The sequence below is a fragment of the Corallococcus exercitus genome (assembly GCF_042231735.1).
GTDB classification, from domain to species: domain Bacteria; phylum Myxococcota; class Myxococcia; order Myxococcales; family Myxococcaceae; genus Corallococcus; species Corallococcus exercitus_B.
Window position 1 is genome coordinate 2,506,634 of the sequence record NZ_CP102577.1, and the last position, 20,790, is coordinate 2,527,423.

Here is a 20,790-nt window from a genome sequence, read left to right on the forward strand (position 1 = left end):
AAGAATCATGGACCAGCTCTTCACGCTTCGGACCTTCGTCGCCGTGGCCAGGCAGGGAAGCTTCACGGGCGCCTCCCGCAGGCTCCGCATCTCCCCTTCCGTGGCGACGCGAGCCATTGCGCAGCTCGAGGAGCGCCTGGGCCTCGCGCTCCTCACCCGCACCACCCGCTCCGTGCGCCTCACCGAACGCGGGCAGGTCTACCTGGAGAGCTGTCAGCGGCTGCTCGAGGACCTCGACGAAGCCGAGCGCCGCGTCCGGGGGGAGAACGCCGAACCGCGAGGCGAGCTGAGCCTCTCCGCGCCCATCGTCTTCGGGCGGCTCCACGTCCTGCCAGTGGTCCAGAAGCTGCTCGCCGCGCATCCCGCGCTGTCCGTCCGGTTGCACCTGTCGGACCGGAACCAGCACCTCGTGGACGAAGGCATCGACGCGGCCGTGCGCCTGGGGGACCTGAAGGACAGCGGGCTGATCGCCCTCAAGGTCGGCACCGTCCGCCGTGTACTGGTGGCCAGCCCCCAGTACGTGAAGCGGCGAGGGACGCCCCGGTCGCCCGCCGAGCTGATCCGCCACGAGCTGATCGCCTTCGAGAACCTCGACGCGACGAACGAGTGGCGCTTCGGCGAGAAGGAGAAGCCGGTCCGCGTCCAGCCCCGGCTCATCCTGAACAGCGCCGACACGGCCATCGCGGCGGCGGAGCGGGGAATGGGCATCGCGCGCACGCTCTCGTATCAGGTGGCGGACGCCGTGCTCGCGGGACGCCTGGTCCTGCTCCTCGGGGCGTTCGCGCCACCGCCGGTCCCGGTGAGCGTCATCTACCCTGGACGCCGGAGCGCCTCCGCGAACGTGGGCGCGTTCGTCCGCACGGCGCGCAGCCACTTCGAAGAGCACCCGCTGCTGCCCGTCGAGGCGTGGCGCCCGTCCCGAGGCTCCTGATGGGCCTGTCTCAGCCCGCGATGTTCAGTTCGAACACGTTGCGTTGAGGGCCGAACTGGGAAGGCACGGGGTCCAAGGACACACCCAGCTTGCGTGCCTTCTTTTCGTACTCTCGAGCGTCGCCGCCCGTGACGATCTGCGCTGACGCGAAGAGGCCCAGGACCTCGGCGACCCGTGCCGGGTCTACATCCTTGAACCTGCACTGGATGTCATTCAGCCCCAGGGCATCAAGGCCCAGGGTATCCATCACCCAGGGCTCCTGCTTTCGATGGAACCGGCAATGGATCGCTCCGGTCTTGATGAGCTCCTCGATGTCACCGTCAGCCACGACCTCGGCGAACAGGTCGGGGGCAACGAGCCTCTCCGAATTGACCCAGTGCACGGCCAGCGGATGATGGACCGAGCACACCGTCGCGGCGACCCGGGAGAGCGTCATCAGCCGGTTCGCCGGATGAAGCGTCGCGGTCATCAACTCCATCACCGAGATCGCGTGTGCCGCCGTCCGGACCTGTTCAGCGCCTTCCCACTTGGGAGAGCTCGCGAAGGCGACGCTGATCGGCTTCAAGTCGGTGACGGGCCCTTGAGTCACGACGGTCATCGCGGGCCCGGTCCTGTCTTCATATTGAAGCGGCAGATCGGTGTGCTCGATGCGGAGCGCACCTCCAGCGTCCTGGCCGTCGGCGATCCGAGACTTCTCCATGACTTCGACGAGGCGCCTCGAGAAGGTGCCAATGTCAAATCCCGGCGGCTCCGGGTAGAGCAGATCGATTCGGGTCACACCCACCCGGACCGGGCCAGGAACCTGGTGCTTGGGTGACAGCGGCTTCTTCTTCGAACGGAAGAGGTCAAAAAGCATGGGTGGTTCCTAGCTTCCCACGCTAGCTGGATCGCCCGTTGGGGTCCCGCTCCAGGACTGCCACGTTGACCTCCGCACGCACCTCGAAACCGAGGCTGCGGTAGAGCGCAATGGCAGAGGTATTGGTCGTCCACGCATGCAGGAAGGCACGGTCACCGCGCAGCTGAATGGCTGCGACGACGGCTGTCGACAGTCGGCGTGCCAGGCCCTGCCCCCGGAAGTCCGGGTGGGTGCAAACCCCGCTCACCTCCGTGTGGCCGGGGAAACGCATGCGCTCCCCGGCCATGGCGGCGAGCCTGCCGCCACGCCGGATGCCCAGAAAGCGCCCCATCTGATGCGTTCGAGCCAGGAAGGGACCGGGCTCGGTCAGCGAGGCCAGCGCAAGCATCTCGGGCGCGTCGGCGTCGGTGAGCGGTTCAATGTCGTCCTCGCGCCCCTCAATCAGCTGCCGGTTGGCGACCATCTGCACGCCACCGGCGGTCTTGGCGGCGCGCAGCCCCGGTGGAACCAGGACAGGAGGAACCTGGAGGACGTAGACACGTTCGCCGGGACGCACCAGCGCCGCGAGCGCCTCCTGGGCTTCGGGCGCATCATCCCGCGTCGAAGCGAAGAGGTTGACGTCTGGAACAAACCGTCTGGCACGCTCGTCGCCTTCGGCCACCGAGACGTGGAAGGTGGTGAGGGAGGCCCAGACAGGACGGTCGAGCTCAAGCATGCCGACGGACTCCTTTCGCGAGCCGGGCTGCACGGGCGCCGAGCGAACCAGGCCCTGCCCGGCGCGAACCGCCCGCGAAGCAAGGCTGACGCGGAAAAGAGAAAGGGCCCCGGCGTTTCCACCGGGGCCCTCTCAGAGTTGCGGGGGCAGGATTTGAACCTGCGACCTTCGGGTTATGAGCCCGACGAGCTACCAGGCTGCTCCACCCCGCGTCACCGTGCTGCACTGCTGCTGCTCTCGCTTTGAACACCCGGAGTCGAAACTTTCATTTCGACTCCGGGCTTTTCAAGTTGCGGGGGCAGGATTTGAACCTGCGACCTTCGGGTTATGAGCCCGACGAGCTACCAGGCTGCTCCACCCCGCGGCGAGAACGAGAGGCTAAGTACCGAAGCCTCTCGTCAGCGTCAACAACTACTTGCCCAACTTGCTGAGCAGATCCGCGAAGGTGCCGAAGCCCTTCTTGCCACCGCCCTGCGGCTGCTGCGTCTTCTGCCACGCCTCCACTTCGGCGCGCTCCTCGGCGCGGATGGCGCCGGGGATGGACAGGCGGATCTTCCCGGAGGCGTCGATGTCGATGATCGCCGCCTTCAGCTCCTGCCCGATGGAGAAGTGCTTGCGCATGTCCGTGCCGCGATCCGTGCCCGTCTCGCTGGCCGGGATGAGGCCCTTGCCGCCCGGGAACGCGAGGAACACGCCGTAGGGCTCCAGCCGGTCCACCTTGCCGACGACGACCGCGCCCACCTTGGGACGGGGCGCCGCGGGCTCCTTGGGAGCCGCCGCGGCCTGGGCCTGCTGCGCGGTACGCTCCTCGGGAGGACGCTGGGCCTCCTCCTCGGAGATGCGGCGCAGGCCGATGCGCTTGTCATTGGGGTCGATCTTCTCGACGGAGACCCAGATGACCTCGCCTTCCTTCACCGCGTCGCGCGGGTGCGCGATGCGCCGGTCGCTCAGCGCGGAGATGTGCACCAGGCCATCCACGCCCGGGCGCAGCTCCACGAACGCGCCGAAGGGCTGGAGCCGGACGACCTTGCCCTGCATGCGGTCGCCCTCCTTGATCTCCTCCAGCGCCTTCTTGAACGGATCCTCCTGGCGCGAACGCAGCGACAGGGTGATGCGCTCCTTCTGCTTGGCCTTGTCCGGGGAGTTGGGCTGGCCCTCCTCCATGCGGAGGATCTCCACCTCCACCTCGTCGCCCTGCTTCACCACGTCGCTGGGATGCGCGACGCGCGTGTAGCTGAGCTCGGAGACGGGGACCATGCCCTCCACGCCGCCCAGGTCCACGAACACGCCGAAGTCGCGCACGCCGGAGACCTTGCCCTTGACCGTCTTGCCCACGGCCAGGTTCTTGCGCGTCTCCGTGGCCAGCCGGCGCTGCTCGTCCTCCAGCAGCGAGCGGCGCGACAGCACCACGTTGCGGTCGCGCACTTCCGTCACGCGGAACTGGAGCTTCTCGCCGATGAACTGATCCGGCTTCTCCACGAAGCGGATGTCCAGCTGGCTGATGGGGCAGAAGGCGCGCGTCTCACCGATGGCGACTTCCACGCCACCCTTGTTCACGCTGAGGACCAGGCCCTCCACCGGCATGCCGGAGGCGCGGGCCTCCGCGAGCATGGCGAAGGACGCGTTGCCCTTGGCCAGCGCGCGGCTGAGCAGGATGCCCCGGGCGCCCATCTCCACGACGTGCGCCTCCAGGCGGTCACCCACGCCGAAGCGCAGGATGCCCTCGTCGTCCTTGAGCTCGCGCAGCTCGATCATCGCCTCGGACTTGGCCGAGCCGTCCAGCGACACGAACGCGGTGTCCGCGCCCAGCTGGAAGATGGTGCCGGCGACCTTCTCGCCAATGCGCACGCCACGGCGGCCCGGAGCGCCACCGTCCTTGACCTGCGCCTCGAACATGTCCGCGAAGGACTCCGTCTCCGGGACCTCCTCGTACAGGGGGCTGGAGGGCGCGGGCGCCGGCGTCACCGGACGCGGCGCGGGAGCCGGCGTGGAGGCCGCGGAGGCCTGCGCGTCGGCGCCCGTCTGCTCCGCGGTCGCGGTCGCCTCGGCGGGCTTCTCACCCTCCAGGGCGCGCGTCTCGATGGAGCCCGAGGCGCGCTTCACGACCACCATGGGACCGGAGGGACGGCGCTCGCCGCCCCCGCTGCCACCCCGGCGCTCGCCGCCACGGCCACCGCCGCGCTCACCACCGCCACGGGGCGCGTCGCCCTGGGGACGGGGCTGCGACTGGGCGTCGCGCGGACCGCGATCGCCGCGGCCCGGGCCGCTCTTCTCGTCGCGGCCGCCACCGCCACGGCCACCGCCGCGCTCGTTGCCCTGGCCCCCCGAAGGGATGCCCAGCATCACGTCGCCAAACGTGGCCTTCGGCTTCTTGGGACCGAAACCGCCAGGACCGCCCGAATTACCGCCGCTCTTCTCGTCGCTCACTGCCGAGACCTTCCGTTGACGATTTCGGCCCGGGACTTCCTTGAAGTCGGGGCCTCTTGAAAAAGGCGGCGCACTCTACACGCGCGCCATGCCCGGAGGAAGCCGCATACGGCCATCCCCCTAAAATTCGGCCTCCTATCGCAACGCAAAGGGGCCTGTCCTGCATTCCGTTGGAGCTCCCAGCCACCGCCTGGAGGGCAGCCTTCCCACCGGGCGCCGCGCCGCGTCTACCGGGCGAGCCCCAGCCGCCGGCCCACCTTGCGGAGGACGGCGCCCGCCTCCGGGACGCCCAGGGCGGCGGACACCGCGAAGTAGACGACCCCGAAGGGCACCGCCGTCGCCAGCAGCCCCAGCACCGGGTGCAGCCGGGGCGGCACGAGCAGCCCTCCGCCCCACTCCACGCCCACCCCGGGCATGGGGCCCAGGAGTCCGGTGAGGCCCTGTTTGACGGCCAACGCCACGAGCCCGCCCATCACCGCCGCGCCGTACAGCCGGGGGAGCAGCCCCGCCGGCAGGCCCACGGGCCCGACCCTGGAGCGCAGCTTGCGGCGCAGGAGCGTGGTCTCCACCCAGGCCACGATGCCGCTGGACAGGGTGAGGAAGGCCGCGCCCAGCTCCCGGGGAAACCCCAGCCGCTCCGGCAGCCACAGCGCCAGGAACCAGGCCCCCACGGTGCCCAGCGTCACGCGCACGATGGCGTAGCGCAGGGGCGTCTTCGGATCCTTCAGCGCGTAGAAGGCGGACGCGTAGAGCCGGCCCACGGTGGAGGCCACCAGGCCCACCGCCGCGCCCATCAGCAGGTACCACAGGTAGCGCGAGTCCGCCGCGCCGAAGCGGCCCGTCTGCAGCAGCGCACCGCTGACCAGGTCCCCCAGGAACAGCAGCGCGGCGGCGGACGGCACCACCCAGAAGGCGATGCGCCGCGAGCCCGCGTCGATGCGGCCTCGCAGCTTCGCGTGCGCCTGGGCCTCATCTTCTCCCGTGGCGCGCGCCATCTCCGGCAGCTCCGCGGCGGACACCGCCATGCCGAAGAGGCTCACCGGGATGAGGTAGATGGTCTGCGCGTAGAGCAGCGAGGACAGCGCGCGGTTGGAGATGAGCGACGCGAACGCGGTGTCCACCCACGCGCTGAACTGCACCACGCCGCGCCCCAGCACCACCGGGCCGAAGTTCTTCAGCACCTGGCGCACCGACGCGCTCGCCAGCGACACCACCGGGCGGAAGTGGCCCAGCAGGCGCATCACCGTGGGCACCTGCACCGCGAACTGGAGGAAGCTGCCCAGCACGACGCCGTAGGCCAGCCACTCCGTCAGGGCCTCCTCCGCTGCGCGGCCGCCGGACGTGCCCTGCCAGCCGCCCACCGCCAGCAGCGTGGCGATGATCACCACGTTCCACACCACCGGCGCCAGGTAGGACAGGAGGAAGCGCCGGTGGCTGTTGAGGATGCCCAGGCACCACGCGCTCAGCACCAGGAAGCCCGTGCCGGGGAAGAGGATGCGCACCAGCCGCACGGCCAGGTCGCGCTCGCCGCCCTCGAAGCCCGGCGCGATGAGGTCCACGAACAGGGGCGTGGCCAGCATGCCCAGCGCCACCATCACGCCGGTGGCCAGGGCCAACAGCCCGAATACCGCGCCCGCGACCCGGTCCGCCTCGTCCGCGTCCTTCTTGCCCAGGAGCTGGGCGTAGACGGGGATGAAGGAGCCGGACAGCACGCCCTCGCCGAAGAGGTTCTGGAGGAAGTTGGGGATGCGCAGCGCGGCCTTGAAGACGGCGGCGGCCTCCGCGTTGCCCAGGTAGTGCGCGAAGACGCGCTCGCGCACCAGGCCCATCAGCCGCGACGCCAGGATGCCGACGCCCACCAGCATCGCGCCCCGCCCTCCCGCGCTGCGTTCAGGGGCGGACGGTGGGGTGGCTGCCGGGGAGGTGGGCGGAGGAGGCGTCGCGGGAGCGGGGGCGGTCACGAAGGGGCGGACTCTACGTCCGGCGTTCTTCGGCATGCAGCAGGAAACCCTTCGACCGCTGTTTCACTTGACGGTCACTTCCCGGGTTGCGAGGGTCCGCCCCAATGGCCGGAAAGTCCGACACCGAGCGGTCCGACGTCGCGCGCATCCGCGCCGTGCTGGCACGCGAGCTCGAGACCATCAACGAGTACGAGGCCTTCGCGGAGGACTCCTCCAATCCGGAGGTCCGCGCCTTCTTCCTCCACCTGGCGGCGGAGGAGAAGGAGCACGTGTCCGAGGCCACCCACATGCTCCGGATGCTCGACAAGGGGCAGGACACGCACTTCGCCAGGCCCTTCGTCCCCGGCCACTTCCAGGCCGCCGTGGCGGGTGGCCCCGCGGAGCCCGCCCTGCCCGCCGCACCGCCCTCGCCCGTGGTGACCCAGGCGCCGCCCGCGGTGGGCCGCCTGACGGTCGAGCCCCTGACGAACCTGCCGCCCCAGCGCCTCATCTACGGCGTCCCCGCGCCGCCGCCTTCCGCCAACGGCCACCCCCTCACCATCGGCAGCCTGCGCCGCGGTGGTGGCGGTGGCGGCGGCTCCGGTGGCGGTCGCTGAAACCCTTTCGCATTCGCCCTTCCCTCCCCTCCTCTGCCGCCGCTCGTGACGGAGACACCGATGCCTGACTTCCTTGGACATGCCGAGAACCCGCTGCGCGAAGAGGAGTGGGCGCGCCTCAACGAGACGGTGATCCAGGTGGCGCGCCGCTCGCTGGTGGGCCGCCGCATCCTGGACATCTACGGGCCGCTGGGCGCCGGCGTGCAGACCGTGGCCTACGACGAGTTCCAGGGCGTGTCCCCGGGCGCGGTGGACATCGTCGGGGAGCAGGAGACCGCGATGGTCTTCACCGACGTGCGCAAGTTCAAGACCATCCCGATCATCTACAAGGACTTCCTCCTGCACTGGCGGGACATCGAGGCGGCGCGCACGCACAACATGCCGCTGGACGTGTCCGCCGCCGCCGGTGCCGCCGCGCTGTGCGCGCAGCAGGAAGACGAACTCATCTTCTACGGCGACCAGCGCCTGGGCTACGAGGGCCTGATGACGGCCAACGGCCGCCTCACCGCCACGCTGGGGGACTGGACGGCGCCGGGCGGCGGCTTCCAGACCATCGTGGAGGCCACGCGCAAGCTCAACGAGGCCGGCCACTTCGGGCCCTACGCCGTGGTGCTGTCGCCGCGCCTCTACTCGCAGCTGCACCGCATCTACGAGAAGACGGGCGTGCTCGAAATCGAGACCATCCGCCAGCTCGCGTCCGACGGCGTCTACCAGTCCAACCGCCTGCGCGGTGAGTCCGGCGTGGTGGTGTCCACGGGCCGGGAGAACATGGACCTGGCGGTGGCCATGGACATGGTCGCGTCCTATCTGGGCGCCAGCAAGATGAACCACCCGTTCCGCGTGCTGGAGTCGCTGCTGCTGCGCATCAAGCACCCGGACGCCATCTGCACGCTGGAAGGCGCCGTCCCCGCCGCTCCCCCGGCGCGCCGTTAGTCCCCTTCCACACGGAGGCTTATGGCCAAGGTCCTGGTCATCGACGACGAGACGAACCTGCGCAAGGTGCTGGCCGCCCTGCTGCGCCGCGACGGGTTCGACGTCACCGTGGCGGAGAACGGCGAGCAGGGCCTGGCCGAGTTCCACAAGAACGGCGCGGACATCGTCGTCACCGACCTGGTGATGCCCAAGCTGGGCGGCATGGACGTGCTGGCCGCCGTCCGTACCGCCAACCCGGACGTGCCGGTGATCATCATCACCGCGCACGGCACCGTGGACTCCGCCGTGGAGGCCATCAAGGCGGGCGCGTTCGACTACATCACCAAGCCCTTCGAGCAGACGGAGCTGTCCTCCGTGGTGGCCAAGGCCGCCAAGACGAACGAGAGCGCCAAGCGCTCCGTGCGCGCGGACCACAAGGCCCGGTCCGCCATCATCGGCGAGTCGCCCCAGATTCAAGACGTCTACAAGATCATCGACAAGGTCGCGGACACGCCCTCCACGGTGCTGATCACCGGGGAGAGCGGCACGGGCAAGGAGCTCATCGCCACCGCGCTGCACGGCGCATCCAGCCGCCGCGACAAGCCGTTCATCAAGATCAACTGCGCCGCCATCCCCGCCACGCTCCTGGAGAGCGAGCTGTTCGGCTACGAGAAGGGCGCCTTCACCGGCGCCGTCACGTCCAAGCCCGGCCGCTTCGAGCTGGCCGACGAGGGCACCCTCTTCCTGGATGAAATCGGCGAGATCCCCGTCGAGATGCAGGTGAAGCTCCTGCGCGCGCTCCAGGAGGGCGAGTTCGAGCGCGTGGGCGGCATCAAGACGACGCGCGTGAACGTGCGCCTGGTGGCCGCCACCAACCGCGACCTCCAGGCGGAGATTGAAGCGGGCCGCTTCCGCAAGGACCTGTACTACCGGCTGGCCGTGGTGCCCATCGTGCTGCCCGCGCTGCGCGAGCGCCGCAGCGACATCCCGATGCTCGCCCAGCACTTCGTGGACAAGTACAACCGGCGCCTCAACAAGAAGATTGAAGGCATCGCCGACGACGCGCTCGCGCTGCTCCAGGCGTACGCGTGGCCGGGCAACATCCGCGAGCTGGAGAACCTCATCGAGCGCGTGCTGCTCTTCGCGGACGGCCCCCACATCACCGCGAAGGACCTGCCGGAGCCGGTGCGCGGGGGAGCGGGCGTGCAGGCGGGGGCAGCGGTCGCCGCCTCGCTGGGCACGCTGGACGTCCCCGTGGGCGAGGTGGGCCTCAAGGACATCGTGCGCATGAAGGCCGCGGAGCTGGAGCGGGACCTCATCGTCAAGAAGCTGGAGGAGACGGGCGGCAACGTCACCCGCGCCGCGCGCCTCCTGCAGATCAGCCGCAAGTCGCTCCAGACGAAGATGAAGGAGTTCGGCTTGCGCGACACCACCCCGGACGGTCAGGAAGACGGCCCGGACGAGTAGCCCCGGGGCGCCGAAATATCGCCTTTTCGCCAGCGGTTTCGGCCCCCGCGTACCTTCTTACCCTCAGGGAGCCTGAATGCGGCCGAATCTTCCCACCCTCGGTGGACCACCGAAGCGCAATCCCTTCGGACCGGTGGTTGCCGTCTCCGTCATCCTCGGCGCGGCCGCGGGTGGCGTGTGGTGGTGGAAACAGCGCATGGCGGATGTCCCCATGGACGTCGCCTCGCAGACCGTGACCGCGCTGGACGCCGGCACCGTGGCCCAGGCCCCCGTGGCCCCACCCGCGCCCACCGACCCCGTGAAGGCCGCCGGCCTGGAGCGCGCGTCCGTCCGCATCGAGGGCCCGCTGGAGACGGCGCTCGTCCAGGCCTCGGACGCCACCGTGGGCCCCGCCCTGGCCCAGGTGGTGACACGCACGCTGGTGTGGTGGGTGCGCGTACCCGGTGAAATCCTCCGGGGGGACACGCTGGACGTGCTCTACCAGCGCCGCCCCAACGAGGAGCCGCTGGTGTACGCGGTGCGCTTCGTGAGCGGCAAGACGGGCCAGACGCACCGCGCCTACCGCTTCACGCCCGCGGGTGAGCCGAACGCCCACTACTACCTGCCCAACGGTGACGAGCTGGAGCTGCGGATGGAGAAGTCGCCCATCGACAGCTACGAGCAGATCACTTCCCTCCTGCGCGACGGCCGCGGCCACAAGGGCGTGGACTTCCGCGCGCCGGTGGGTACCACCGTCCGGGCGCCCTTCGCGGGCGTCATCAAGCGCAAGAACTGGAACTTCGGCAGCAACGGCAACTGCATCGAGCTGGTGGAGTCCGGGGGCAAGGGCCGCCGCGCGCTCTTCCTGCACCTGGCGGAGCTGCCCAAGTCCATCCAGCCCGGGATGCGCGTGTCGGCGGGCCAGGTGCTGGCCCAGAGCGGCAACACGGGCCACTCCTTCGCCCCCCACCTGCACTATCAGCTCATGCTGGGCGAAAACCGGGTCCTGGACCCCTTCGACCAGCACAAGACCTACCGGGCCTCCCTGGCGGCGGCCCAGAAGGGCGCCTTCGACACCGAGGTCCAGCGGCTGGACGGACTGCTCGGGACGTCAGTGGCCGGCAAGTAAGGCCCACCCATTTCTTGACACTCCTCCGACGGCACGGCTAGCTGGCAGGCCTGGGCCGTGGTCGTCGGAGGTAGTGGATGCACAGGTTTCGCGCCGTCATCGCCGCGCTGACGCTGGGCGTGCCTTTCGCCGCCAGCGCGGCGGACATCACGCGGATTGCTTCCTCGTTCGAGGACGACGATCCGTTCGACCTCTTCTTGGACGTGGGTTTCGAGCGCACGCAGACGCGCGCGAAGATCGTCCGCGAGCAGCTCGGTGGCGAAGGCGCCACCGACGTCCGGGAGGTCAACGAGCTCTGGTACAAGGGCGTGGACGCGCGGCTGAATCTGGCCGTGGCCTTCGGGCTCTGGAAGGACCTGGAGTTCAGCTTCAAGCTGCCCATCGTCTTCCAGCAGAACGAGACCTGGAACTTCGTGTCCGGCACGAACCAGCGTAACTCGACCATCACCAACAGCTGCTTCAACGCGGACGGCTCGCCCTACTCCGCCGAGGGCTGCGTGGGCCGGCTGTTCCAGGTGCCCCAGGAGAGCTACCGGGGCGGCCTGGGCAACGTGCACTTCGGGCTGGCGTACGCCTTCTTCAACCAGGAGAAGGACGACACCAAGCCCACGTGGATCATCGGCATCGACTACGAGGCGCCCACCGCCAAGCAGCGCGACCCGAGCCTGGACAACACGGACCCGGATGGCGACCGCGGCAACGTGGGTGACCGCGTCCACAAGTACCAGCTCTACACGTCCTTCTCGCGACGCATGGGCGTGGCGGAGCCGTACTTCAAGGCGTCCCACACCATCCCGGTGCGCGGCCCCGGCGCCTACTCCAACTGCGATCAGTCCGGGGCCCCCCCGCCCAACTTCGGCGACCGGCCCAACCTGGGCGCCCCGGGCAACTGCTACCGGGAGCCGTGGACGCGCAAGGAGACCGGCATCCAGGCTCCGTCTCAGACGGCGCTCACCTTCGGCATGGAGCTGGTGCCCTTCGAGAACGCGGCGAAGAACCAGAAGTTCACCCTGGACCTGCGTCTCCTGGGCAACTACGTGGGCCGCGGCCGGTACTACAACGAGCTGAGCTCCGCGCTGCGCAAGCTGCTCACCTCCGAGGACTACCTCCAGGTGGGCGGCCAGCTCGGCGTCACCGCTCGCGCCGCCCAGGCCTTCACCATCCGGGCGTCCGGCAACTTCCTCTACAACACGGACCACCTGCTCACGACCGAGGCCATCGGCCAGGACGTGAACGAAGACGGCCGCATCGACACCGCCCCGGGCTCCCCGGAGCTGAACCCCACGTTCGACTGGCGCTACGACACGGTGTCCCGCCGTTTCCGGGCCATCCAGAGCACCACGTTCCGCTTCGACCTGGGCGCGACCTTCAGCTTCTGAAGGCCCGCCCCCGAGGCAGCGGTAGACCTTCCCCTACCGCTGCTTCAGCCCCAGGCCCAGCCGGTACACCTCCTGGCCGGGCCACCCCGCGCGGCGGGCCAGCTCCGTGCTCAGCGGCTTGAGCTTCTCGCCGCGAGCCAGGCCCGCCTCCAGCGCCTTGCGCAGCTCGTCCTCGCTCCAGCGCTGCTCGCCGGTGCGGCCCTCCACCAGGACCACCACCTCGCCCCGGGTCTCCTCGCCCGCGTAGCGCGCGACGAGCGTGGACAGCGGGCCCCGGACGAACTCCTCGTGCAGCTTGGTCAGCTCGCGCGCCACGCACGCGCGCCGGTCGCCCCAGGCCTCCTGGAGGTCGGCCAGCGTCTCCGCCAGGCGGCGCGGGGATTCGTAGAGGACGCAGGTGGCGGACAGGGGGGCCACTTCATCCAGCATGGCCCGGCGCTCCGGCCCCTTGCGCGGCAGGAAGCCCAGGAAGTGGAAGCGCCCCGTGGGCAGTCCTGATGCGCTCAGGGCGGCCACCAGCGCCGTGGGCCCGGGCACCGGCTCCACCTTCAGGCCGCGCTCCAGCGCCTCCGCCACCAGCTTCTCCCCCGGGTCGCTGATGCCGGGGCTGCCCGCGTCGGTGATGAGCGCGCAGTCCTCCCCGGCCTCAAGGCGGTCCAGGATGCGCCCGGCGCGCTGCCCCTCCGCGAAGGCGGGCAGGCTGACCAGGTCCTTCCCGGTGATGCCGAAGTGGTCCAAGAGGATGCGCGAGTGCCGGGTGTCCTCGCACGCGAGGAAGCCCACGGTGCGCAGCGTCTCCAGGGCCCGGGCGGTGACGTCCCCCAGGTTCCCGATGGGCGTGGCCACGAGGTAGAGCGTTCCAGCCAAGGACGGATTCCTTTACATGCCAGCGTCGAAGGCGGCGGGCAGGTGCTCCACCCGGGCGTGCTCGCCCTGGCCCACGACGGAGATGACGTCGAAGCGCACCATGCGCCCGTCGATGCCGTTCTGGAAGAGATAGTGCAGCGCGGCCTTCACCACCCGGCGCTGCTTGGCGAAGGACACGGTGTGCGACGGGTCTCCCCACGCCGCGGTGGAGCGCATGCGCACCTCCACGAAGCACATGAGCTCGCCCTGCTCCGCCACGATGTCCAGCTCCCCGTAGCGGCACGTCCAGTTGCGCGCCACCACCCGGAAGCCCTGCGACTCCAGCAGGCGCACGCCCTCCGCCTCCGCCACATTCCCCACGTCCCGCCGCGTTCCCATTCCGCCCCCGCCGCCCCACGCACTTCTTCGCGGCGGCTAGACGTTAACGGTGCCGTCCGACATCTGGCCGAAGCCGGGGTGGGCGGTGACGTGCAGGACCTGGGTGAGCGTGCCCAGGTGCTTGAGCATGCGGGCGACGAGGGGCAGCTTCGCCTCGTCCACGCCCGTCAGCACGTCGTCCAGGAGGAAGGGGCGCTTCACCCGGGCGCACGTCTTCTCCACCACCGTCAGGCGCAGCGCCAGGTAGTAGAGGTCGATGTCCTTCGGGGACAGCTCGCCCACCGGGATGCGCTTGTTCGGCGCGAGCAGGAAGGCGTTGCCCTCCCGGTCCCACTCCACGCCCTGGTAGCGCTTGTCCGTGAGCGCGGTGAGGTACTGCACGCAGCGGTCCTTCAGGAGCGCCTGGACCGACAGCATGTCGGACGTGAGCACGTCCGCGGCCTGCGACAGCACCAGCGGGGACGGATCCTCCAGCGGATCCACCGGCACGGGCGCCTGGCCGGGGGCCGCGACCACCTGCACCGGGGGCGCCTTCGCCAGCGCGATGGACTCCTTCAGGCGGGACAGCTCGCGCTCCACCTCGCGCAGGTCGCGCACGTAGGTGCCCTTGGCGGACAGCTCAGCGTTGAGCTCCTCCTGCTGCGCGCGCAGCTCCTGCCCGTCGCGCAGGGCGCCCTGGTACTCGGCGGAGGCCTCGAACTCCTCCAGCTGCGTCTGAAGCTCGCCCAGCCGGATGCCGAGCAGGTCCTTCTGCTCCAGCGCGCCGGGGATCTCCTCGTAGGTCTCCAGGTTCAGGGCCTTGATGGCCATGCGCACCGGCGCGTCCTCGAGCTCGAACTCGTCGAGGATCTTCTTCTGCCGCGCGTCCTTGCGGTTGTCCTTGGAGCCCTTGCGCGTGGCGTGCTGCAGGTCATCCACGTAGCGCAGCGCCAGCCACCCGGCCGTGCCGAAGGCGGGGATGTTGATCAACGCCAGGTAGCGCCACAGGGGCTGCGCCGCGACGATGCCCAGGCCCACGCTCAGGCCCATGAAGAGCACACCCGCGCCCAGGCCGCCCCAGAAGACGCGGTTCTTCGTGAGCGGCGGCACCTGCAGCGACACGTCCTCCAGCTCCGGATCGCGGTCCGTCTCCAGCCGCGCCAGCGCCTCGTCCCGCCGCGCCACCGCCTTCGGGTAGCGCTTCACGCGCGAGAGGATGTCCAGCGGCAGGCCCAGCGACTCCGGCGAGGGCGCCGCGCGCCAGGCGGCCTCCGCCTCCGCGATGGCGGCCTTGAGCCCCTCGCCGCCCTTGAGCTTCGAGTCCGCCTCGAAGATGAGCGACGACAGCTCGTCCACCTTGAACTGGAGCTGATCCACCGCCTTCGCGGTGACGAGCTCCTTCTCCAGCACCTTCACCTTCGCCTCGGCGGCCGGGACGTCCTCCGCCGGCAGCACCTGGGCGGCGGCCGCCAGCGACGGCGTGGTCCCGGAGGCCTTCGCTCCCGCGGCCGCGGCGGCCTTGGGCGCGCTCTTGCGGGGACGGCGCGACGGCAGCATCACCAGCTGGAGGCAGTACACCTGCTCGAAGGTGGTGCGCGGAGGCAGCCCCGCCTGACCGCGCAGGTACTGGTTGATCTCCGAGACGTCCGTGGACACCAGCTCCGGCTGGCTCGTGGTGGGGTTGAGCCGGTGCAGCGAGCCGGAACCGCCCAGCTCGCGCAGCACCCGGTACGTCATCCCGTCCTGGCCCACGAACGTCAGCGCGGCCTTGCCCGAGCGCCCCGCCGACCCCACCAGGCTGGAGTCCCCGCCCCGGCCGTCCGCGAACAGCAGCGACAGCGCGAGGCTCCCCAGCGGCAGCACGTCCGCCGTGGGCGGCTTGAGGATGAGGTACCCGGTCTTCAGCGGGAAGCGCCCGGCGGGAGAGAACCCGCGGACGTTCTGGATGGCGACCTCGACGAAGTGCATGGCGCGCGCAGTCTAGCCCGAACGAAAAAAGGAGCGTCCAGTGACGGACGCTCCTTCTCGCACGCGGCCGAGCAGGCCGCGAGAGGGTTTCTGAGGACCTACTAGCCCGGAGCGACGGCGGACTTGGCGGCCTTGGCGGCGGCCTTCTCCGGATCCACCTGCACGTCCACGCGCGAGGCCTTGCCCTTCAGCTCGCGGAGGTAGAACAGGCGCTTGCGGTTCACGTCGCCGCGGGTGAGGACCTCGATCTTCTCGTAGCGCGGGCTGTGGATGGGGAAGATGCGCTCCACGCCGACGCCGAAGGACATCTTGCGCACGGTGAAGGTCGCGCGGTTCGTGCCCTTGGTCTTGCGGATGACCACGCCCTCGAAGGCCTGCACGCGCTCCTTCTCGCCTTCCTTGACCTTCCAGTGGACGCGAACGGAATCACCCGTGCGGAACGCGGTGATGTCCTTGCGCAGGAACTTGTTTTCGACGTGCTCGATGAGGCTGCGGCGCATGACGGACTCCAGAAAGCGGAACTTGACGCGTAGGACGCGTGGAAAAGAGCGGGCCGTCCTAGCAGAGACCGCCGGGACGAACAAGCCTGCAACAAAAGGTTCCGCGAGAACACGCAGGGTTACAACGCTTCTTCTTCCCTGGCGAGCAGTTTCTGATCCGCCTTGCTGAACTCCAGCCGCGCGAACAGGTCTGGCCGCCGCTCCTGTGTGAGCTTGATGGCCTTCCACCGGCGCCAGCGGGCGATGCGCGCGTGATCGCCGGACTGGAGGACGGCCGGCACCTCGGCGCCCCGGAAGACGGGCGGACGGGTGTAGTGCGGGTGCTCCAGCAGCCCCTCCTCGAAGCTCTCCGCCACGGAGGAGGCCACGTTGCCCAGGACGCCCGGCACCAGCCGCGCCACCGCGTCCACCACCGCCAGGGCGGCGATCTCCCCGCCCGTGAGGACGAAGTCGCCCAGCGACAGCTCCCCGTCCAGGAAGGGCATCACCCGCTCGTCCACGCCTTCGTAGCGCCCGCAGACGAGGATCAGCCCGGCCTCGTGCCGCGCCAGCTCGCGCGCCGTCGCTTGCGTGAACGTGGGCCCCCTGGGGCTCATCAAGAGCGCCTTCGCGCCAGGCAGGCGGGCGCGCGCGGCCTCGATGGCGGCCACCAGGGGCTCGGGCTTCATCACCATGCCGGCGCCGCCGCCGTAGGGCGCGTCGTCGGTGACGCGGTGCTTGCCCTCGGCGAAGTCACGCACGTCGGTGAGCGTGACGGAGATGAGCCCCTTCTCCTGGGCCTTCCCGAGGATGCTCGCGCCCAGGTAGCCGGACAGCATGCCGGGGAACAGCGTGAGGAGCTCCACGGGGTAGCTCACCCGCCGTCTCCGTCGCCAGAGCCTCCAGCAGGGCCTTCCGGCCCGTCCGCCTCCAGGTACTCCGGCGGCCGGATGACGATGCGCCCCGCGGGCACGTCCACCGTGGGGACGAACTCGTCCGCGAAGGGCACCACCAGCTCCGGCCGGCCCTTCGCGCGGATCACCAGGTTGGGCACTTCACCGGTGGCCCAGACCTCTTCCACCGTGCCCAGGGGGGCGCCCTGCTCGTCCACGGCGGCAAGGCCCACGAGGTCGCCCTGGAAGAACTCGCCCTCTTCAGGCGGCTCCAGGTCCTCGCGGTAGACGAGCACCTTCGCGCCCACCAGCGCCTCGGCGGCCGTGCGGGACTCCACGCCCTCGAAGCCCACGAGGTCTTCCTTGTTCGCCGGGCGGAAGGACTCCACGGCGTACTCGCGCTCCTCGCCAGAGCGCAGGCGCAGCCGGACGCGCTCGACGGTGCCGAGCGTCTCCGAGGCGGGGTCGAACGCACGGACCGCCACCTCGCCGCGCAGCCCGTGCGCACGGGCCACGTAGCCCAGCTCCAGACACGCCTGCGCGCTCACCGCGCGGTGTCCGGAGCGGGCGGCGCCGGGGGAGAACCCGGGGCGCGCCGGTCGTCAAGAATCTCCAGGCGGACCTTCTGGCCCTGCTTCTGGGCGGCGGCGTTGAGCAGCGTCCGGAGGGCGTTCACGGTGCGCCCATCACGGCCGATGACCTTGCCGACGTCCTCGGGGGCGACCTTCAGCTCATAGAGCCGGCCGCCATCCGCCTCGGAGATGCGCAGGGCGACCTGGTCGGGTTGATCAACCAGGGCCTTCGCCAGATACGTGAGCAGCGGCTCCACGTCTTGTCCAGACGGGGGCGTGCTCAGGCGGTGGTCGCCGGGGCCTGCTTCTTCGCCGTCTTGATGAGGTCCGCGACCGTCTCGGAGGGCAGCGCGCCGCTCTTCAGCCAGTAGTTCAGCCGCTCCTCGTTGAACTGCACCTTCGCGGGGCTGTGGTTGGGGTCGTAGGAGCCGACCTGCTCCAGGAACTTGCCGTCGCGCGGGCTGCGCGAGTCGGTGGCAACCACGTGGTAGTACGGCATCTTCTTGGCGCCCGCGCGGGCAAGACGGAGGACAACGGCCATGGAACGCTCCAGCGAAAACGTGTGACTTCTACGGTAACAGGCGGAGGGGGGCGCTCTTAGCGCCCTGCCGACTGGATTGTCAAGGAAGCTCGGGTGCTTATGTCACGTCGGGGCTTCCGCGGCCGTCTCGTCCCGGTTGGCGAGCTGACCACAGGCCCCGGCGATGTCCCGGCCCCGGTTCTTGCGGATGTATGCCGCGACGTGCGCCTCGGCAAGGATGGCCCGGAACTCCTCGGCCCGCTGCTCGCCCGTCGTCTGGAACCCCAGGCCGGGGTTCTCGTTGTAGGGAATCAGGTTCACCTTCGCGGGAATGTCGCGCAAGAGCTCCCTCAGCCGGTGCGCGTCCTCGTCGGTGTCGTTGAAGCCCTTGAGCAGCACGTACTCGAAGGTGATGCGCCGGCCCTGGCGCAGCGGGAACTTGCGGCAGGCGTCCAGCAGCGCCGCGATGTTCCACTTGCGGTTCACCGGCATCGTCTTGCTGCGCTGCTCGTCCGTGCTGGCGTTGAGCGAGATGGCCAGCTTGACGTCCGTCTCCTGGCCGAAGCGTTCAATCATCGGCACCAGGCCCACGGTGGAGACGGTGATGTGCCGGTGGCTGAAGTTGGGCCCCTCCTCCGACTGGAGGATGGAGAGCGCCGTCTTGAGGTTCTCGAAGTTGTGGAGCGGCTCGCCCATGCCCATGAACACCAGGTTCGTGAGCGGGCGCAGCGTCTCCAAGTTCTCGTTGCGGCGCACCTCGCGGTTCACCGCGTGCACCTGGGCGACAATCTCCCCGGGGGTGAGGTTGCGCTTGAGGCCCAGCGTGCCCGTCATGCAGAACGAGCAGGCCATCGCGCAGCCCACCTGCGTGGACACGCAGAGCGTCTTGCGGTCCTCCGCCGGCATGTAGACGGACTCGATGAAGCGCCCGTCGCGCGTCTTGAAGCGGTACTTGATGGTGCCGTCGACGCTGCGCTGCTCCAGGTCCTTCACCAGCGGGACGATCTCCGCCTGGGCCTTGAGCTTCTCGCGCAGGGCCTTGGACAGGTCCGTCATCTCGTCGAACGTCGTGGCGCCGCGCTGGTGCAGCCAGCGGTAGAGCTGCGCCGCGCGGAACGGGCGCTCGCCCAGCTGCTCGCTCAGGAACAGCGCGAGCTTCTCGCGCGACAGGCTGGCCACGTCGGTCAGCTTCGCGGGGGCCGGCACCGGCAGGGGCTCGGTGACAGGGAGGGCTGTGGCGGTAGGCTCTGACATCGTTCAGTCGGGGCTAACGAAGGGAAATGGGGCGTGCTTCCCACAAGAAGGCACGGCAAGTCAAAGGAGTGCCCGTCCCCTCCCCTGCCTACCCCTTCGAGTCGTGGTGCTCGGCGACGCCGCGCTTCCAGTAGCCCGTCACCCGCATCCAGCTCTTGTTCAGACCGCGCTCGTTCACCAGGTGTTCCCGGATGGGCTTGAGCGACGTGGACTCGCCGGCCACGAACACAAAGCCGTCCCCGGGGGGAGGTGTCCAGGCGCGCAGCGCGTCCTCCAGGTGCTTCGTCGTGCCGGCCTCCGCGCCGCCCCGGTGCAGCCAGGTGAGCTTCACGTCCGCCTTGCTGACGATGCGCTGCTCCTCCGCCGCGTCCGCGACCTCGATGAAGGCGAACGCGCGCTTGCCCGCGGGCAGCTCCTCCAGGCGGCGGGCGATGGCCGGCAGCGCGCTCTGGTCCCCCGCGAGCAGGTACCAGTCGAAGTCGTCCGCCACGTCGTGCGTGCTGCGCGGACCGCCAATGCCCATGAAATCGCCGGGCTTCGCCTGCGCGGCCCACATCGACGCGGGACCTTCACCGTGCAGCACGAAGTCGATGTCCAGCTCGTTCGCCTTCGGGTCGAAGCGGCGCGGCGTGTAGTCGCGCGACGCGGGCTTCTCCAGCCCCTCCGGCATGGCCAGCCCGTGGGGCCCCACCACCGGCATGTCCGGCTTCTTCACGCCGGGCTTCGCGAAGAAGCACTTCACGTGGTCATCCGCGCCGGGGGACGAGAAGCCCTCCAGCTCCGGGCCCCCCAGCGTCACGCGCACCATGTGCGGCGACAGCCACGTCACGCGTTGGACCTCCAGCAACCGCAACTTCACCGGGAACGGCCCCCGCCGGGCCACGCGCTCCGAATCGCCGCTCATGCGTGCTTCCTTGCCGATTGTGATTTTCATTATCGGTAGCAAGGACCGTCCGGGAGGGCAACCGGATACGGACAGGCCGGCGAGCTTTGGAAAAGACGACGGCCCGGGTCCGCGCCGCGTGGGGCGTGGACACCGGGCCGCTGTCACCAGACTGGAAGCTGATCAGCCGTGGATTTCGGTCTCGCGGAAGAAGTACGCGACCTCGTTCTTCGCGTTCTCCAGGCTGTCCGAGCCGTGGACCGTGTTCGCGTCGATGCTCTGGGCGAAGTCCGCGCGGATGGTGCCCTTGTCGGCCTTCTTCGGGTCCGTGGCGCCCATCAGGTCGCGGTTCTTCTGGACGGCGTTCTCACCCTCCAGGGCCATCAGGACCACCGGGCCGGAGATCATGAAGGACACCAGGTCCTTGAAGAACGGCCGGGCCTTGTGGACGGCGTAGAAGCCCTCGGCCTCCGCCTGGGACAGCTGCTGCCGGCGGATGGCGACGGGCTTCAGGCCCGCCTTCTCGAACCGGGCGATGATCTCGCCGACGTGGTTGTTCTTCACTCCGTCGGGCTTGATGATGGACAGCGTGCGCTCGATGGCCATGGTGTTTGGCTCCTCGTGTGTGTGTCGCGTGAAAGGTTC

21 protein-coding genes and 2 tRNA genes are annotated in these 20,790 nt (G+C 69.7%); 6 read left to right on the top strand and 17 right to left on the bottom strand.

Going from position 1 to position 20,790, the window contains the following annotated elements:
- Positions 1 to 7: 7 nt before the first annotated feature.
- Positions 8 to 931 carry a LysR family transcriptional regulator gene (locus tag NR792_RS09220; protein WP_375759695.1) on the top strand — a complete coding sequence of 308 codons (924 nt, stop codon included), beginning with the start codon at positions 8 to 10 and terminating at the stop codon, positions 929 to 931.
- Positions 932 to 941: 10 nt separating this feature from the next.
- Here NR792_RS09220 and NR792_RS09225 read toward each other — a convergent pair whose 3' ends face one another.
- The 6 genes from NR792_RS09225 to murJ all read right to left on the bottom strand — a co-directional run bounded on the left by NR792_RS09225 (position 942) and on the right by murJ (position 6,794).
- On the bottom strand, positions 942 to 1,787 hold the full coding sequence (locus NR792_RS09225; RefSeq protein ID WP_375759696.1) for a hypothetical protein: 846 nt from the start codon (positions 1,785 to 1,787) through the stop codon (positions 942 to 944).
- Between the two features lie 22 nt (positions 1,788 to 1,809).
- Positions 1,810 to 2,502 (bottom strand): GNAT family N-acetyltransferase, encoded by a 693-nt coding sequence (locus NR792_RS09230; RefSeq protein WP_375759697.1) that lies wholly within the window; start codon positions 2,500 to 2,502, stop codon positions 1,810 to 1,812.
- A 138-nt stretch (positions 2,503 to 2,640) separates the two neighbouring features.
- Positions 2,641 to 2,714, bottom strand: a tRNA-Met gene (locus NR792_RS09235).
- A 78-nt stretch (positions 2,715 to 2,792) separates the two neighbouring features.
- Positions 2,793 to 2,866, bottom strand: a tRNA-Met gene (locus tag NR792_RS09240).
- A gap of 47 nt (positions 2,867 to 2,913) precedes the next feature.
- Positions 2,914 to 4,929, bottom strand: coding sequence for a S1 RNA-binding domain-containing protein (locus tag NR792_RS09245; protein WP_375759698.1), 2,016 nt, complete (start codon positions 4,927 to 4,929; stop codon positions 2,914 to 2,916).
- 227 nt (positions 4,930 to 5,156) lie between these two features.
- On the bottom strand, positions 5,157 to 6,794 hold the full coding sequence (gene murJ / locus NR792_RS09250) for a murein biosynthesis integral membrane protein MurJ (RefSeq protein WP_375759699.1): 1,638 nt from the start codon (positions 6,792 to 6,794) through the stop codon (positions 5,157 to 5,159).
- Positions 6,795 to 6,994: 200 nt separating this feature from the next.
- Here murJ and NR792_RS09255 point away from each other — a divergent pair, with 200 nt between their 5' ends.
- From NR792_RS09255 to NR792_RS09275, 5 genes are all read left to right on the top strand, one after another.
- Entirely contained in the window at positions 6,995 to 7,486 is a 492-nt protein-coding gene (locus NR792_RS09255; protein WP_375759700.1) for a ferritin family protein, read from the top strand.
- Between the two features lie 60 nt (positions 7,487 to 7,546).
- Positions 7,547 to 8,419, top strand: coding sequence for an encapsulin nanocompartment shell protein EncA (gene encA / locus NR792_RS09260; protein ID WP_207050727.1), 873 nt, complete (start codon positions 7,547 to 7,549; stop codon positions 8,417 to 8,419).
- A gap of 21 nt (positions 8,420 to 8,440) precedes the next feature.
- Complete coding sequence (locus NR792_RS09265; RefSeq protein ID WP_375759701.1) at positions 8,441 to 9,865, top strand: sigma-54-dependent transcriptional regulator; 1,425 nt, start codon at positions 8,441 to 8,443, stop codon at positions 9,863 to 9,865.
- Between the two features lie 76 nt (positions 9,866 to 9,941).
- Positions 9,942 to 10,973, top strand: a complete 1,032-nt coding sequence (locus NR792_RS09270) for a M23 family metallopeptidase (RefSeq protein ID WP_375759702.1) — start codon at positions 9,942 to 9,944, stop codon at positions 10,971 to 10,973.
- A gap of 77 nt (positions 10,974 to 11,050) precedes the next feature.
- On the top strand, positions 11,051 to 12,352 hold the full coding sequence (locus NR792_RS09275; protein ID WP_375759703.1) for a hypothetical protein: 1,302 nt from the start codon (positions 11,051 to 11,053) through the stop codon (positions 12,350 to 12,352).
- Positions 12,353 to 12,385: 33 nt separating this feature from the next.
- Here NR792_RS09275 and rsmI read toward each other — a convergent pair whose 3' ends face one another.
- The 11 genes from rsmI to ndk form a co-directional block, all read right to left on the bottom strand.
- Positions 12,386 to 13,219 carry a 16S rRNA (cytidine(1402)-2'-O)-methyltransferase gene (rsmI, locus tag NR792_RS09280; protein WP_375759704.1) on the bottom strand — a complete coding sequence of 278 codons (834 nt, stop codon included), beginning with the start codon at positions 13,217 to 13,219 and terminating at the stop codon, positions 12,386 to 12,388.
- A 12-nt stretch (positions 13,220 to 13,231) separates the two neighbouring features.
- Complete coding sequence (locus tag NR792_RS09285; RefSeq protein WP_120589962.1) at positions 13,232 to 13,597, bottom strand: YraN family protein; 366 nt, start codon at positions 13,595 to 13,597, stop codon at positions 13,232 to 13,234.
- A gap of 36 nt (positions 13,598 to 13,633) precedes the next feature.
- On the bottom strand, positions 13,634 to 15,544 hold the full coding sequence (locus tag NR792_RS09290) for an ATP-binding protein (RefSeq protein WP_375759705.1): 1,911 nt from the start codon (positions 15,542 to 15,544) through the stop codon (positions 13,634 to 13,636).
- A gap of 101 nt (positions 15,545 to 15,645) precedes the next feature.
- Entirely contained in the window at positions 15,646 to 16,044 is a 399-nt protein-coding gene (gene rplS, locus NR792_RS09295; protein WP_375759706.1) for a 50S ribosomal protein L19, read from the bottom strand.
- Positions 16,045 to 16,163: 119 nt separating this feature from the next.
- Positions 16,164 to 16,901 carry a tRNA (guanosine(37)-N1)-methyltransferase TrmD gene (gene trmD, locus NR792_RS09300; protein ID WP_375759707.1) on the bottom strand — a complete coding sequence of 246 codons (738 nt, stop codon included), beginning with the start codon at positions 16,899 to 16,901 and terminating at the stop codon, positions 16,164 to 16,166.
- Positions 16,898 to 17,464, bottom strand: coding sequence for a ribosome maturation factor RimM (rimM, locus tag NR792_RS09305; protein WP_375759708.1), 567 nt, complete (start codon positions 17,462 to 17,464; stop codon positions 16,898 to 16,900). Before rimM ends, trmD begins: the two co-directional genes overlap by 4 nt.
- Positions 17,461 to 17,745 carry a KH domain-containing protein gene (locus NR792_RS09310; RefSeq protein WP_375759709.1) on the bottom strand — a complete coding sequence of 95 codons (285 nt, stop codon included), beginning with the start codon at positions 17,743 to 17,745 and terminating at the stop codon, positions 17,461 to 17,463. The genes rimM and NR792_RS09310 overlap by 4 nt, the downstream gene beginning before the upstream one ends.
- Positions 17,746 to 17,768: 23 nt before the next feature.
- On the bottom strand, positions 17,769 to 18,029 hold the full coding sequence (rpsP, locus tag NR792_RS09315; RefSeq protein ID WP_014397299.1) for a 30S ribosomal protein S16: 261 nt from the start codon (positions 18,027 to 18,029) through the stop codon (positions 17,769 to 17,771).
- 102 nt (positions 18,030 to 18,131) lie between these two features.
- Positions 18,132 to 19,262, bottom strand: a complete 1,131-nt coding sequence (gene rlmN, locus NR792_RS09320) for a 23S rRNA (adenine(2503)-C(2))-methyltransferase RlmN (RefSeq protein ID WP_375759710.1) — start codon at positions 19,260 to 19,262, stop codon at positions 18,132 to 18,134.
- An 88-nt stretch (positions 19,263 to 19,350) separates the two neighbouring features.
- Complete coding sequence (locus tag NR792_RS09325; RefSeq protein ID WP_375759711.1) at positions 19,351 to 20,166, bottom strand: siderophore-interacting protein; 816 nt, start codon at positions 20,164 to 20,166, stop codon at positions 19,351 to 19,353.
- A gap of 162 nt (positions 20,167 to 20,328) precedes the next feature.
- Positions 20,329 to 20,751 carry a nucleoside-diphosphate kinase gene (gene ndk / locus NR792_RS09330; RefSeq protein ID WP_120546387.1) on the bottom strand — a complete coding sequence of 141 codons (423 nt, stop codon included), beginning with the start codon at positions 20,749 to 20,751 and terminating at the stop codon, positions 20,329 to 20,331.
- Positions 20,752 to 20,790 lie beyond the last annotated feature (39 nt).